Consider the following 15,308-nt stretch of genomic DNA (forward strand, 5'->3'; position numbering starts at 1 on the left):
TTCCTGGAGCTGAGCCGGCGCCTGATTTCGCCTGACGGCAGCCCGGCGCTGGGTACAGTGGCGTAACCCCTTGCTAAGCCCACCGGAGGCCGGGATTGCCGCTGACGGCATGAGCGCGCTTGCCCCGCTTGGCAACGGGGGCACGGTATAGTATCGACGGGGTGGCAACGTCGGGAGCATCGGATGCGAACAAGAATACGGAAGTCGGGCAAGGGCGCCTCGCTCCGGCTCCCGGCCGAGATCGTGGAAGCGGCCAGGGATGAGTATGACGTAGAGGCTCTGATCACCGGCATCACACCTGAAAACCGCCACGGTGAAGTGGATTTCGGCCCGGCCGTGGGCCAGGAACGGCAGACCTCCGGCCATCAAACGGCGTCTGCCCAGCCCCATTCACCGAGCAGACGCCGGCCCTGATGGCTGCCGGCCACCGCGGGCACAGCGGCTCCTCTTCCAGGCTGCTATACAATCGATGCATGAAACCCGTGGATGGCTCGCGCATACGCTATGGCGACCAAGTGCGCCTTGCGTTGATTGATGGCCATCACTATTCGATGGCTGAGGCGACGCGCGCTTGTGGTTTGTATGGTGGGCTGATTGAAACAGGGCGCCGCCTCGCCAGCCCGGCGTCACTCGTAGCGGTGCAGATCGCGCGCCGCGACCGCGCTGCCGCCAGTGCCCTGCAGCTGGAACGGCGCGGCAAGGCACCTCCGCGTCGACCGTCTTAGCCCGCCTGCCGTCACAGGCGGGCTTTTTGTCGCCTCACCGTATCGGCAGCCGATCGGTGCGCTTCATCCCTGGTCGCACCAGCCTACTCGCTACGGCCGACTGACCCAGAACATCCGCAAAACGCGACCACGATGCCCAACGGATAGCTGCCGGCCCGGTGGTGCCCTGATTTCGGGACCGTAGACGGTTGACGGCCGCCGGCGGTCCCTCGTGCGCCCGGCCCGCCAGCGCCGCCCCTCACCCTCGAGACTGGTGGTCGGCCGATCGCCAATGCAGAAGCGACGCTCCCTGTTCATCGCTGCGCAAGCGCACACAGTAGAGGGGATCCTGGCGGTGGGAAGGGTGGCTGCCGGCTTCAATATCGTCCAACCAGCGCGTGATGGCGCGATGCTCGCTATCGATCTCCCAGCGCGCGGCAGTCCGGAACAGGTCAAGCAAAGGGGAGTCCCGATTCCATTCGCAGCAGGGCCATACCCGTTGCATGAGGTAAAGATAACCGTCCGGGGACACCTGCGCTCCCTCCTTATAGGAGAGCACGCCAGCATCGCGCATCGCGTGCGATTCCTTCAGAAAGCGATACATCTCTTGCTGCGCGAGCCGCGACGGCAGCGCCCTGCCCTGGCTTCCCCAGTCCAGCTCCAGGTCCTGCACCGCCACTTCAAACGGGCATTGCAACGGCTCTTGTCCCAACTCATCAGGCTGGGTCTGGATCCAACAGAACGCGCCGAACCCGGCGTTGACGCGCTCCCACCGACACCCGCAGGTGCCATGGCGCTGCCGGATCTGCTGCTGAACGGCCTGGCAGTACCACGCTGGCGAGCCTTCGGACGTATCGCCGCTGTCCTTGTAGAACGCAAACAAAGAGTCAAACCGCAAGCCACGTTCGCCAAGACGCGCCAGCTCGCGACTGACTGCGCGCGGAAAGCGCGCCTGATGGACGACCCACGCGCCACCGCGGTCGGCAAGCAGTGGCTCGAGCTCGGTGGGCAGGGGGGCAAGCGTATGCAGCTGGCCAAGGGCCTGCGTCATCGTGACTGCGCCACGATGCGTCCCTGCCTCGGACCGCCACAACTCGCCTGCCTGCATCCGCTTGGAAGCGTCGCACGCGTCGTGCACCCACGCTGCCAAGGTCAGCAGCGCCCCGGGCTCGCGCGTCGGAAATCCGTCCGGGGCGAAGTGCGGCCAAGCGGCGCAATGCCCCTGCATCAGGCGCTTGAACGCCCCCAGGCGGCGCTCGCCTATGTTCCCGGTCCGGTTGGCCGGTACGGTGGTCAGCGCCGTCAGGTGGATGGGGCACTTGGTTAGCCAGGGCACCTCATGCAGGTAACTGTGATAGCCCTGTTGCGCACAGGCTGCGCAATACCGGACGCTCGGCCCCTGACTGTAAGCCGCAGGGGGCGCATAGGTGCCGCACTGACGAAAATTGAGCGCGTGCTGGAGGACATCGGCCAACCGAGCCGGGTCCTCGCCCAAGAGCGAAGACACCCGCGCGACGTCATCATCGGAGGCGAACCCCAGATGGCGCGGTTCGACGCCCAGGAACGCGGTGCCGGCCCGCACGGGGACGCCATTGAGCGCACAAAACCTGGCGACGAACGACAGCGCCGACTCGTAGGGGCGCAGATTGTGTGGCCACCAGTTGACCGAGGGATAGCCCGCCACTGCTAACTGCCCGCGGCGATGATTCTCATGTGGTCAGAGAAATTGGTCTTGGCCAATTCTCTGAGCCAATTCTCGTAGCAGGTCGCCTCGTCCCAGTCCATGCCGCGGGCCAGTTGGAACAGCACGCTCTCGGTCGCCTTGGCAACGTGTTGCATCGGAAACTCATGCCGCCGTCGCGCCTGCTGCGGTGACAACTCGACCAGGGCGTTCCAGAGAAGCTTGGCGCTGCCGGCCAGCCGGCGCCCGCGGGCAAAGTCCTCTGGCGCAAAATACGCCAGAAACGGCACCCCGCTGTCGACCGGCCATTCGGAGTCGACGTCATAGCCGTTCAGCACATACTCGACCTCCCGCACCGAGCGCAGACCGTGAAAGCGCGCATGGGCTGCCATGAAGCGGGCGGCCACGTGCGCGTTGCCGGTGCTGGCCATGTATTCATGGCGATAGTTCAACTGATGCGTGCCGACCGAGAAGACGCTGAGCAGGTAACCGTCGTAATCGAGATCGTTCTGCAGGCCCACCAGCCACTTCCACTCGCGCAGCGTCAAATCCTGCGCTTCGTCAATCAACAAGACGACATAGTTGCGACACGCATTGTTGGCGATGGCAATGAAGCGTTGCCGACAGAGATAGGCCGCCTCGACCCGCTTGGGCACCTTGGCCGGGTTGACGAACTCGAAGTGCGACGCCATCAGAATCTGATGCCAGAACGCCGCTTCGTTGGAATGACTGTCGGGGCGTCGGCTCCATACCACCAGGGGCACGACTGCGCTAAATCGTTCCTCCAGCACCTTGCCGACATACCACTGCACGCAACGCGACTTGCCGAGCCGCGACGCCCCATAGATATAGCCGCCCGGGCGCTGCTGATCGATCCATTCGCCCATCTGCTCGATCATGGCATGCATCGGCGGCGTGTAGACCGCATACTGCTTGGTCACAATGCAGTGACGCGGATCGATGCGCTCAGGCAGCGAGAACGACACGTTCTACTCCGTTCGCGCCATGCGCCGCGGGGGAAGCTCACCCTTCCGATCCGTGCCCAGGTCACCGGTTGTGTCAGCCCGTGTCACGGCCGGCGCGACCTCGGGCGCCTGTCCACCTCGGGATGACCCGCCGCGACCGCGCTCCAGTGCGGCATCGAGCATCACGGCACCAATGGAAAGCTGGGAGGCGGCCGCCAGGATGCGCCTGGCTTCCAGGTACGCCGGATGAACCGGGAGCTTCTTGTGCGGCTGCATCTCGACGTACTGGATGAAGGCTTCGATCGCATCGCCGCCGGGGGAAATCGCAAACTGGCCTCTGGCACAAGCGCGGCAGATGGCCGCGCGTACCGCCAGGCTATGCGGCGATAAGTGCCATGGCGGCGCTGCGCGCAGCACCCCCAACGGCACACCATCGAGCGTTGAGGCCAGCGCAACGCGGCAATCGTCCTCTTCATGGCAGATCACCCAGATCTCGGTGCCCACCAGATCCTGCCGGTTGTGCAGTACCTCGTTGCTGTAGCGGCCATAATGGAAGTTCACGTACGGTGCCCGCCCCACCGCCGCGCCGCCCCTGACCACACAACGCCTTCTCACGCTAAACAAGCCTTGCATGGCGGCGGCATCCACCCGGCGCCACGTCTCGCCGCCATGCCGATGCAGGAAGGCCGCATACTGCAAGGGCGTCCGGTTGCCAATGCCGCGGTGAGGGGTAGCGTTATAGTTGGCGATCAGCACGCCCAACAGCTCTTCGGCATATTCGTACTGGAAGCGGCTGGCCAGCGCCACGCCGTCTGGCTCACGGCCCTGCCGATCTTGCGGCTTAGCCCCGGTCGTGTTGGTCAAGCGCTGAAAGCCACGTCCGGCGAGGTTGCGGAAAAACGACTCAATGAACGGGCGATCGTCTTTGCTTCGTCGTGCCGCGAACGAATTGCGCGGCTCCAGCAGGGTCGAACCCACGGCCTGTTGGAGCGCAGCGCGAACGTGCTGGCAGGTTTCCGCCAGTGCGCCGTCGACGCTGGTTTCATCCCAACACAGCCCCACAAATTCCTCGCCGAGCGAGCCAAGCAGCCCTGCATCAGGCAAGTATGGGGTGGCGGAAAAGGTCACGGGACGCAGCTTCGGCCGGCTCAGTCCGGTCTTGATCGCCCGCAGCACATCGTCTTTGGAGACTTCTCGCCCGGTGCTGAAGTAATAGCCAACCACCGCGCGCGAAACCACTTCGAGGATCACAATCACCCAGAGCCGGTGCACGATCTTCTCCGTGAAGCCCCCGCCGGCGAGCGGCAGCGACACGCAGAAACGACCGTCCAGTTTGTGCGCGTCCATTTCGACCCGCTGCATGAACCGCAGCGCGGGCCGGCCGGACCCATCGCCGGCCTTCAGCTTGCGCACCAGATCGGCTCCCCCGATGCTGGCCGCGAGCGATTTCGGATCCGAGGACAGCACCTGTTCAACGAAGCGACAGATCGTAAAGTAAGCGCGAGTCGATGTATTGAACGGCCAGTCGCCGCGTGCCTCATAGCCGCGCTCGCGCAGTTGGTCAAGAAACCACAGCCAATGCCGTCGGGGCGATCGCCTGGCCTCGGATAACCGTTTGGACGATGGGCTGGAGCGGATGCGAGATTCGAACGACAAGCGCAGTTCCGGGTGCGCATCCAGCGTGGCTTGCAGTGCTCCGGCTGCCCCGCCGCCGAACCGGTCGACACGGATTTTCGTGCGGCGGCGGTATGGCCGTACTCTTAGCCACGGCACCAAGCCACGCCACCCATACGGCCGGCCATCGGGATGCGCCTGAAGACAACGCTCGGAAATCAAACGATAAACTTGCTTGTCGCTGAACGAGGTCAGACGCTTGATGGTGTGGGCGTCGGCGCCGGAAAGATAAAGCTGGACCGCGTGTTTTCTGGAAAAGTACAAGGCGCGCCGCGGATCGTCGAGCGCGCCCTCGTCTGGCGTTGGCCAACCCGACGTGTCGACGCGTTGGCCACGAACGACTCGCCCGCCGCCGTAATGTTCATCGTTGCCTGGATCCATGAACCGGTCCTCGACTTGGCAGGACGGGCGACATTGCCTAGGAAAACGTTTGAACGATAGAAGGCTTGCACGAGAATGCAAGCGACGCATCGGGCCAGGGCTGACACGCAGTCAGGCTCGGCGCGTCTCACAGGAGAAGTCCGTAGTGAACTTGCTACAGCCTTTCCCGCCCCGTCTGCCGACCGTCGCTGCGGTCCTCTTCCGGACAGTCGTGCGAGGCTGGCAAACTTCCCCAGGACACCAGCAAGCGAGCGTCGTGCCGGGCGGATACGCACAGTTCATCGCCTACCCGCTCGATCTCTGCACAGATTTGTTACAATTTTTAACTCGATGAGCCAGCCCTCTTTTCAAATGGGAAGCCCCGACGAACTAAGCAGAGAAGAGCTGTTGCTCCGCCTCATCGAGCGCTACGTCATGATTGGTGGCCGTTACTACCGTGACATACCGGCGGAGCAACAGGCGCAATACCTACCCGACGTCTGCGAGAGCGAATCGTATCGATGTGAACGGTTGCGACAGCTGCTATATGAGCACGGCGCATTTCGAGGAGTGCCTTTCCGAAAGGGACCGATCGAGGTGATGGACGCCTTTATTGCCCAAGGTCCGCAGCGGCTTGCGGCAGAGCGCGAGAGACAGCGCGCCAGTGCCGAAGAAGACGAGCAAATGCGGAACCGACTTCTTGCACGGCAAAGAGAGCGGGAACCTGAGATTGACAGGACCGCAGACAAGCACCGCCGGCTGAGCTGGCTACCTCATGAGTCGGGGCCCGAAGGCCAGATTCTCGACCTCGTCAGTGCGAGCGTCAAGAAGTTGCACGCGGTCCAAATCGCCAAGCTGCTCGAGATGGAAGTAGCCGATGTTCTGGAAGGACTGGCGTCGCTGATCAGGTCAGAACGCATTATTGCGAGGGGCGACGGCACGTTTAAACTGGCAAACGAATAACCTGCCGGGGAGACACGCCCCTTCGCACGCTACCTGACAGACTGAAGACGTAACATGGCCGCCGTACATCCAAAGAACACTTTAAGTTGAACCGTTCAACGGAGTAACAATTTTCTGCAAAGTTTGTTCAACTAAATTTGTTACTAGGCAAGCGACAAGCAGCGTCACGCCGTCAGTGTGTGAGTAACAAAATTACGCAAAACAACGGCTAAGCCGTCTGCAATGCACCGCGCGCCATGCGGCGGATCGCCTGCGGCGGTTGCCCGAAAGCCCGCAAGAAGGCTCGCCGCATGCGCTCCGCATCGCCAAAACCGGTATCCCTTGCCACCACATCGATCGGGTGGCGCCCGCCTTCCATCATCAGCCGTGCCGCCTCCACGCGCAGGCGCTCCACGGCTTTGGCCGGACTCTGGCCGGTCTCGTCGCGGAATGCGCGCGAGAACTGCCGGGCGCTGAGGTGCGCTGCCTTCGCCAGTTGCTCCACCGAAAGATCCAGCTGCAGGTTCTGCCGCGCGAAGTCCAGCGCGCCACGAATGCGATCCGAGCGCGGTTCCAGATCCAGCAGTGCCGAAAATTGTGACTGACCGCCTGCGCGGCGATGGTACACAACCAGGCTTTTGGCCACGGCGCGCGCGATCGCGGCGCCCAGATCCTTCTCCACCAGTGCCAGCGCCAGGTCGATGCAGGCCGACATGCCGGCCGAGGTCCATACCGGACCATCGATGATAAAGATGCGGTCCTCCTCCACGCTGACTTCCGGGAAGCGCCGCCGCAACGCGTCCGCGTAATACCAGTGCGTGGTGGCGCGACGGCCGGCCAGCAGCCCCGCCTCCGCCAGCGTGAAGGCCCCGGTGCAAGTCGCGCCGATGCGCCGCGACGTTCGCGCCGCACGCTGCAAGAACTTCACCAAGGCGGGCGGCGCCGGCAGGACGTCATTGTCTCCCACCACCAGAACGGTATCGAAGCGGCGCCGGCCAAAGGCCTCGGTACTGACGGCAAAGCCACCGGAACTCAACACGGGGCCGCCATGTTCGGACAGCAAGTGAACCTGGTACAGCGGCGCGTCAAGAGCCCGGTTCGCAAATTCGAGCACCGTGGACACCGCCAGGTTCAGCGCCTGGAAGCCGGGATAGAGGGCAAGGGCCACATGTTGCATGGTGAACTCCTCATGGCAGCGGAAGGCACTTCCGACATGGCATAAAAGGTGGGATCTACGACATTGTAGCCATCGCCATTGTGCGCCTAATCTTGGATACACGCAGCCGACCTGTTCTGCCCTCTTCCCGGCTCTCCCGCCGGCTGCCACGGACCTTCTCACTGCCTTCTCACTGTTATGGAGCTTCAACGTGACAACTCACACCTACGCCGGCACCGCCCTGATCACCGGGGCTTCTTCGGGTATCGGGGCCATCTATGCCGATCGCCTTGCGCACCGCGGCCATGACCTGATCCTGGTGGCGCGCAACCGCGGCCGGCTCGAGGCGCTTGCGCGGCGGATCACGGACCACACCGGCCGCTCGGTCGAAATCGTGACGGCCGACCTGGGCCAGGCGGCCGAGGTGCGGCGCATCGAAAACATCCTGAGGACGGACGCCAGCATCACCACGCTTGTCAACAATGCGGGGTTCGGCGGCGCGTGGCCGTTGCTGGAGTCGGATGTGGACACGATGCAGGCGATGATCGAACTCAACGTCACTGCGCTGACTCGCCTCACCTATGCCGCTGCCCCGGCCTTCGTTGCGCGCGGCCAGGGCACGATCATCAATATCGCCTCGATTGTGGCGATCGCGCCCGAGGTCCTGAACGGCGTGTACGGCGGTTCCAAGGCCTTTGTGCTGGCCTTTACCCAGTCGCTGCAACATGAGCTTGCCGGCAAGGGCGTGCGCGTCCAGGCGGTGCTGCCGGGGGCGACCCGCACGGCGTTCTGGGACATCGCCGGACAGCCGGTCGAGAACCTGCCGGAATCGCTGGTAATGGACGGCGACGACCTGGTGGACGCGGCGCTGGCGGGACTGGATCAGGGCGAGGTGATCACGCTGCCGTCGCTGCCTGACGCTGCGGACTGGCAGGCATTCGAGGCGGCACGCGCCGCGCTGGGGCCCAATCTTTCGCATGCGCAGCCAGCCGCGCGGTACGGCATTGCGCGGTGAACGTCATGAACGTTGAACTGAAACGGAAAATCGCCTTCGCGCTGTCGATGGGTGTGGTGACTACGGGGATCATCTCGTTCGCCCTGCTCGCTCTCAATGTGGGATTCACCGAAGACTTTGCGCTGACCTGGTTGCGCTCCTGGGGCGTCGGTTATGTGATCGTCATCCCTGCCATCCTTCTGGTCGGGCCGCGCCTGCAAGCGCAGGTCGAGCGCTGGGTCCGTTGACACCTGAAGACCCTCCGCATCGCGACATTCAACCTGTACCACTTCAACCAGCAACGCTACGGCAACAGCCGGCGGCGTCGCTGGCTGTTCGACGGACTTATCGTCAACAACGATCACTTCCAACGCCTCTACTGGGGTTAGTCAGTACGCAATATTCCGATAGCGTGCAATAAACGGATATCGCCGCATCGTGCCCGTCGCTAGCATTCAACGGTCCCACGCCCGCCTCAATGACGGGTCGGCAAGGGAGCCCAAAGACAGGTACGAGAGTTCATGGAACAGCGCACCCACACCGAGCAAAGGAAGTCGCGTCAACGACGTCCATACCTTGCGCTGACCGCCGTCGCGGCAGCGCTGATGCTTACCTATGGCGTCGCCAGGTATCTTGCATGGGCGTCCCCGATGCCTCAGGAACAACAACAATTCACCGTCTACGTCGATCGAGACAAGGCCCCGTGGGAGCGGCCGGTGCTCGCGCTTCGCGAAGGCGTGCCGTCGCACCTCAACGTGCATTCCACGCTGTCCGGCGTCCTGATGGTTCACGAAATTCCTGGTGCTTTCGCCGCATGCGGCTCCGGGAACGCGCAGTCACTGGACATCTTCCCTGTCGGCATAACCGGACGGTTTTCTCTTCATTTCCACACCCAGGACGGCGAGCAGATCGAAGTCGCGACCATCGAGATTTATCCGCGCTGATGAGGATGAGGTTCCTGGCACTGGAGCAGTAACCCGGCTTTTCGCCGTGACAACGAAATGGAGCCACGACTCCTGGGAGACAGTTCATGCGACGCGATCACGCCGTTGTTCGATAAGAAGAAGGCAAAGGCTCAAGTCAGCTACAAGAGGAGACAAGCATGCAATTACCTATCCGGGTCGCGATTGCGATATCGCTCAGCCCATTCTTGCTCACCGGCTGCGGTGGGGGTTCTGACGATCCGGTTGCCGCCGCGACGCCCACCGTGTCGGTGGCGGACTACGTGGTTCCACGGGTTCAAAGCTGCAGTCCCGGCGACACCCCCGAAACCGCACTGCAAGGCCAGGTGCCTGCGGCGCTTCGCCAGTCCGGGTTCAGCGGTTTCAACTGCAACCTGAAGCTCGTCAGCCAGGTGCAGGGCGAAGGCGCATCGTGGTCCTCCGCGACCTACACCGACAAGCGGGGACAGACGTGCTTCTACCACTCGACGATGGGCCCAAGCCCCGTATTCAATAATCCGGCCGCGCCGTCTCGTGTGAACCCTGGCGTACCGGTAATCAATATCACCGACCCTGCCCGCCCGGTGTGGGTAAGCTCGTTGACCTCCACCGCAATGATCGATCCATGGGAATCTCTGCGGGTGAATGCTGCACGCGGCATTCTGGCTGCGGATAACGGACTCGGCGGCGCCGGCGGCCCGGAGATCGACTTGTACGACGTTTCCACCGACTGCACCCGGCCGCAACTACTTGCAAGCGTCCCGATTGGCACCGGGGAAGATGGCGGCATCATCCCGTCGACCAGAGCACTGGGGCACGAAGGCGGATTCTCCCCGGATGGCTTCACCTACTATATCGGTGGAGCCGTTTCGAAATCCTACTATGCGGTCGACCTGACAGTGCCAACGCACCCCAAGCTGATCTCCGCGATCACCATGGCCGAGCTCGGATTCGGATCCGTGCCCCACGGCTTGTCCGTGAGCCAGGACGGTACCCGCGCATACTTCGTCGCAACCGGGAACGGAGGCGCGGCAGCTGGCCAGGGTGCCCCGCCGCTCAATAATGCAAACGCAACTGGAGACAACGGGTTCTTCGTCATCGATACCAGTGAGGTGCAGAGTCGCCGCCCCAATGCGAAGATGCACCGCATCACCACGGTGCCGGTACGAAATGGCAGCGTGGCGCAACATACGATTTCGTTTTCCGTGGCAGGCAAGCCGTACGTGATCGAAGTGGATGAAGGCGGAGCGGGCGGCCTGCAGGAACCTGGCGCGACGAGTGTGAAGGCCGCGTGCAATGCCGGCATGACGCCGTTCCCGCTGGGGCATATTTACGACATGTCGGACGAAGCCGCGCCGAAGCTGGTCTCTGAACTTCGGCTCGAAACGCATGCGGTTCAGAACTGTGACAAAGTCATTCCCGACATCCTCGGCCTTTCCATCTTCACTTACGGCAGCCACTACTGCAGCGTCGACAACCGGGAGAACGCCACCGCTCTTGCCTGCAGCTACTTCAACTCGGGAGTTCGCGTGTTCGATATCCGCGATCCGTCCAAGCCCAAGGAAATCGCGTACTACAATCCGCCTGCCGGGAAATACCCTGGCGCGGGTTCCGCGCATCTCATGCTTGGCCAATATCGCGCGGGCGGTCCGGACTGGTGTGCCTCGCGACTGGATTTCGACTTCGACCGCCGACTGCTGACCACGGCATGCCAGGACAACGGCGCCCTTGTGCTGTCCTTTGCCAATGGCACGTGGCCGTTTCCGGAAAGTACGAAAGCGACGGGGAACGGCAATTGAAGCGCAGCGTCCAGGCAACCGTCCGGTCTTCGCCTGCGAAGGGCATAACCAGCACAGCCGCGATACCGCCCTCCGCTCCGCGAAAGCATCGACTCTCAACGCTGCTATTTCTTGCCGCGCTCGCCACGCCATTGACGTGCAGTGGCTTCGAGTCCGATGTGCACTTCGGACTCACTTACTGGCTGGCGAAGCAGGCGGGGTTCGCGCCACGCGAAGCAGAGGCGATCGCGCTGGCGAATCAGCGACTTGATGCGGGGTCGATCGAGTATATGGCGTCACCGTTGCAGTTTGCGTGCCTATCGCGCTTCGCGCCCGAGGCCAGGGACAGCCAGGCTCGGCACTATCCGAGCGAGAGCAAGGTGCCGTCGCGCGCGCAGTCCCGGCCGGTCGTGCCCGGTGGGCCCGCTGCGCAATCCATGGTGAATGCTGCGCTACGTCGGGCGGACGCAGGCAAGGCGGCTTTCATGCTTGGCGAGTTCGGGCGTTCACTCCATGCGCTGCAGGATTCTTGGGCGCACCAGGGCACGCCGTCCATTCCAGATTGGAGTCGCCATGGCATCGAGTGCGACGCCAATCTGGCCATGGCCGCGCCGGCCGATCGGGGCACGCCGCAGAGCCACGCTGCTGACTTGACCTGGCGCTGGCCCGGCGACGTGGAAGAGATGGCGAAGTCCACCTATGCGCAAATGCTGAAGTACCCGCGCATCCATGGCGCGCACCGCACCGCGGCGCCCTGGAATCAGCTGCAGCCGGCGCTCGCCGGCTTTATTGGTGCGCGAACCAAGCGTGCCAAGGCCGACTGGTTTGCCGCGAACGACGTGGCCGACGCCTCCTTTCTCGACGGAACCAGCCTGCCAGACGGCCCAAGATGGAAGGCGGCCCGCTGGCAAGGCCGGCGCGATATTCCAGCGCCAATGCCGCCGGCAGCGCAGTCTGGCGTGGACAAGGCGCTTATCGATTTCTATACGCATTTCTTCAACGACTGGGTCACGACCTCACCTGTCGACAAGCGCTGGCTGTCCGCACTCGCCTCTGAACCAGACGGCCGGATCGACCATGCGCTCGTCGACCAGCTCATCGGGTGGCGGCTGCGAGACCGCGGGACCCACCTGGCCCTTGCGGCGCAGCCGCATTCGGCACGCAGTGCAGCATCACCGCTTCGCCAGCGCGCATCGTTCGAGGTGTTCAAGTCATTGAACGACGCGGTGCTGCCACTCATCGTGGCAGGGGACAAGCCGTCCCCGATCCTGCCCTTCCTGGTTTTCGCCCTGCCCGACTCGGCGGCGGGAAGCAAACGTGCCGTTGCATTGATCAAGCTGCTCGATGCACCCTACGACACCATTGGCGTTCTTGCCGAAAGGCGGAACGGCACTGACTGGAAGATCACCGCACTGATCTCGTCCGCAGACAACTGAAGACGGAAACCGTTGAAATGCCGGCTAACCTCGCCTGCGGCTCGATGCACGTACCGGGCCCCGCAAGATCTCATGCGTTACGTAGAAAAATCCCGCTGAGGTTTTGGCTGGCGTTCGCCATCGCGTGCGCTCCGACGTTGGCCGGGGCGCATGCCTGGAACATTCCATACTACCTCCCGGTGCCGTTGTGGCTGTATGCATACGCGGCCACGGGAACGCTGATCGCCACCTTCCTGGTGCTGGCGTTCGCTCCAGGCAGCGGTGTGCCGCAGGCCGGTTTGCCACCAGCCCGGCGGCGGCGGGCACTGCGAATACCTGCAGCGGCGCTGAAAGCGGGACAGATCGCCAGCGCACTGTTCCTCACGCTGTTGATCGTCTCCGGCATGGCCGGAACGCAGAACCCTTTTCAGAACATCAGCATGGCGGGATTCTGGATCTGGTTCTATCTGGGGTCCCTCTATATTAGCGCGGTGCTTGGAGACATCTACGCATTCGTCAATCCGTTCGCCTGGCTGCTGCAAGTCGCTGCACGATATTTTCCCGCCATGGAAACGGGGCGCTATCGCTATCCCCCGCGCCTCGCCTGCTACCCCGCGTTGGTCCCATATGTTGCGCTCATCGCACTGGAATTGTTCGGCGCGGGCAGGCCGAGGGATGTCAGCATATTTCTCCTCGCCTACGCAGCGTATGCAATAGCGGGATCGCTCTGCGTCGGCCGGTCGCGATGGCTCGAGCATCTCGACGCGCTGGGCATTCTGTGCCGGTTATGCGCAAAGCTCTCACCGCTACGATGGCTGCCGCTGCCGAATGGCAACGTCGGAATCAAGCTGAGAAACCCGATTGCCGACATCGCACGGGAGAAGCCCGCGCACATGAGCCTCGTGGCCTTGCAATCGTTCATGCTTTCGTCGACGGCCTACGATGCGCTGCGAGACACCGTTCCCTGGAATCGATTCTTTTGGGGCAGCGTCTATCCGCAGGTCACCCACTACTTTCCATCGCTCGGGAAGAACTATGCGTTAGCCGGCGAGGCGATTCTCACCTGGCAATGGCTGAGCTTCGCCGCAATCGGCATGGCGTACTACGTGCTTTTTCGGCTGTTCTGTACGATTCAGGCAATCTGTGCCGGCGCACCGCTGAAGGGCAAGGCGCTGAACGGCAAGGCAATCACGCAGCAGTTTTGCCTCGCGCTGCTTCCGATTGCCCTGTTCTATCACGTCTGCCATTACTTCACGCTCTTTCTCGGGCAGGGGCGGCAAGCTCTCGCGCTCGCGTCCGATCCGCTCGGACTCGGTTGGCAACTGCTGCCGGCGCTGTCCACGGCCAGTGAACCCACGCCAGCACAGTCCCTCATCAACATGGGATACATCTGGCATGCCCAGGTGCTCCTGATCCTGGCCGGGCATATCCTGAGCGTGTATGTGACCCACGCCATCGCCGCCAGGAACCGCGCTCTTGTCGGCGCCTCAGCGGTCAGCCAACTGCCACTGCTGGTCATGGCGATTGCCTTGACGATCAGCGGCCTATGGATACTTTCGCTTCCGCTCGCGTGAGGATGGCGGAAGCCGGTTTGAGCTCGGATGGCGAAATCCCCCATCGCTTGCGGAACGTCGCCGAAAAATGGCTGGCCGTTGAAAAGCCGCAGTCAAGGGCTGCCTCGGTCACGTCACATTGGCCTTGCGTGATCAGGTTGCGCGCCGCTTGCAGGCGGCTCTCGATGATGTACTGATGCGGCGTCATGCCGATGGTTTTCTTGAAGCTTCGGATAAACGAATAGACATCGCCGGGGTAGTCCACGGCACCGGCAATCGTCGACAGTGTCAACTCGCCGCGGAAATTGTCTCGGATGTACTCGGCTGCCCGTCGCATCATGGGCCCGTGCGCGTATTCCCTCGCCTGCGGCCTCGATTCCAGGTAGGCCATTCGACGCAGCGCAGCCGCCCCCAGTGCTTCCGCATACATCGGCCCCAGCGGCATTCCCGCCAGGGCATCTTCGTGGATGCTCCGGACAACGTGCATCAGCAGGTCGTCACTCAGGTCGAACCGGGGCGTCCCCGAGGCGAATCGTCCAGTTGTCTCCAGACCGGATCGAGCCAGCCATGAAGCATTGAAGTGGACGGTCACCCACTCGGCTTCCGTCGACCATCGGCTGGAAAACGAAAATCCCGGCGGAACGTACATCAACGGCGTACGAAAACGCTTCGGAGCCCACCCGCCTCCAGGTGTTCGCAACTCCAGCGCGTTCGGTTTCTTCAGGTACAGGGCGAACATCGTCCCGGTCGTCTCCAGGTCGATGATTTCCGATTCGCCCGCAATGTAGTGTTCAACCGTGACGGGGGCAAGCGAGCGCGCGATCGAACGCCTTCTCCATTTCGCTGGCGGCTGCCAGCCCATCCGGCTTCCGTCCGCAGCAATCGTGCAGACGTCGTTCATTAGCGTCTGGCCTGGCACGCTCCCCTCTTTTATCTGGATCGATAGGCGTGTTCAGTAAAGTGACCTGGTACTGCCTTGGTGTGCCAGTCGACTGTATGCGTCCACGCTTACTTGAATCTTACCCACGAGCGCTCGCATGATTGCGTCGCAGCAACGTGCTGCTGATGGCGCCAAGCAAAACGCAAGCCCTCAATCGCATGCCTTCTGTGCGCCAGCCCACATTGCCTCGCTGCGGCCCCCCCTA

12 protein-coding genes are annotated in these 15,308 nt (G+C 62.9%); 7 read left to right on the forward strand and 5 right to left on the reverse strand.

The window, feature by feature from the left end:
- Positions 1-963: 963 nt before the first annotated feature.
- The 3 genes from LIN44_RS10100 to LIN44_RS10110 are packed head-to-tail and all read right to left on the reverse strand — an operon-like array spanning position 964 to position 5,405.
- Complete coding sequence (locus LIN44_RS10100) at positions 964-2,388, reverse strand: TniQ family protein (protein WP_116359802.1); 1,425 nt, start codon at positions 2,386-2,388, stop codon at positions 964-966.
- 2 nt (positions 2,389-2,390) lie between these two features.
- A complete protein-coding gene (locus LIN44_RS10105; RefSeq protein ID WP_116359801.1) occupies positions 2,391-3,371 on the reverse strand; it encodes an ATP-binding protein in 981 nt (326 codons plus the stop codon).
- A gap of 3 nt (positions 3,372-3,374) precedes the next feature.
- Positions 3,375-5,405: a hypothetical protein gene (locus tag LIN44_RS10110; RefSeq protein WP_198048231.1), complete on the reverse strand. Its 2,031-nt coding sequence runs from the start codon at positions 5,403-5,405 to the stop codon at positions 3,375-3,377.
- Positions 5,406-5,792: 387 nt separating this feature from the next.
- On the opposite strand from LIN44_RS10110, the gene LIN44_RS10115 reads away from it, so the two are divergent.
- Complete coding sequence (locus tag LIN44_RS10115) at positions 5,793-6,347, forward strand: hypothetical protein (protein WP_147310447.1); 555 nt, start codon at positions 5,793-5,795, stop codon at positions 6,345-6,347.
- 208 nt (positions 6,348-6,555) lie between these two features.
- Here the strand turns inward: LIN44_RS10115 and LIN44_RS10120 are convergent, their stop codons facing one another.
- Entirely contained in the window at positions 6,556-7,503 is a 948-nt protein-coding gene (locus LIN44_RS10120; RefSeq protein ID WP_227311962.1) for a GlxA family transcriptional regulator, read from the reverse strand.
- Positions 7,504-7,693: 190 nt separating this feature from the next.
- On the opposite strand from LIN44_RS10120, the gene LIN44_RS10125 reads away from it, so the two are divergent.
- The 6 genes from LIN44_RS10125 (at position 7,694) to LIN44_RS10150 (ending at position 14,184) form a co-directional block, all read left to right on the forward strand.
- Complete coding sequence (locus LIN44_RS10125; protein ID WP_227311963.1) at positions 7,694-8,497, forward strand: SDR family oxidoreductase; 804 nt, start codon at positions 7,694-7,696, stop codon at positions 8,495-8,497.
- Positions 8,498-8,502: 5 nt separating this feature from the next.
- Positions 8,503-8,724: a DUF2798 domain-containing protein gene (locus tag LIN44_RS10130; RefSeq protein ID WP_227311964.1), complete on the forward strand. Its 222-nt coding sequence runs from the start codon at positions 8,503-8,505 to the stop codon at positions 8,722-8,724.
- A 273-nt stretch (positions 8,725-8,997) separates the two neighbouring features.
- Positions 8,998-9,420: a hypothetical protein gene (locus LIN44_RS10135; protein WP_227311965.1), complete on the forward strand. Its 423-nt coding sequence runs from the start codon at positions 8,998-9,000 to the stop codon at positions 9,418-9,420.
- 158 nt (positions 9,421-9,578) lie between these two features.
- Positions 9,579-11,216: an LVIVD repeat-containing protein gene (locus tag LIN44_RS10140; protein WP_227311967.1), complete on the forward strand. Its 1,638-nt coding sequence runs from the start codon at positions 9,579-9,581 to the stop codon at positions 11,214-11,216.
- Positions 11,213-12,631: a DUF6765 family protein gene (locus LIN44_RS10145; protein ID WP_227311968.1), complete on the forward strand. Its 1,419-nt coding sequence runs from the start codon at positions 11,213-11,215 to the stop codon at positions 12,629-12,631. Before LIN44_RS10140 ends, LIN44_RS10145 begins: the two co-directional genes overlap by 4 nt.
- Before the next feature lie 17 nt (positions 12,632-12,648).
- Positions 12,649-14,184: a hypothetical protein gene (locus LIN44_RS10150; protein WP_227311969.1), complete on the forward strand. Its 1,536-nt coding sequence runs from the start codon at positions 12,649-12,651 to the stop codon at positions 14,182-14,184.
- Here LIN44_RS10150 and LIN44_RS10155 read toward each other — a convergent pair.
- Positions 14,147-15,064, reverse strand: a complete 918-nt coding sequence (locus tag LIN44_RS10155) for a helix-turn-helix domain-containing protein (RefSeq protein ID WP_227311970.1) — start codon at positions 15,062-15,064, stop codon at positions 14,147-14,149. The two genes, LIN44_RS10150 and LIN44_RS10155, sit on opposite strands and share 38 nt — an antisense overlap.
- Between the last annotated feature and the right edge of the window lie 244 nt (positions 15,065-15,308).

The sequence above is a fragment of the Cupriavidus sp. MP-37 genome (assembly GCF_020618415.1).
GTDB lineage: Bacteria > Pseudomonadota > Gammaproteobacteria > Burkholderiales > Burkholderiaceae > Cupriavidus.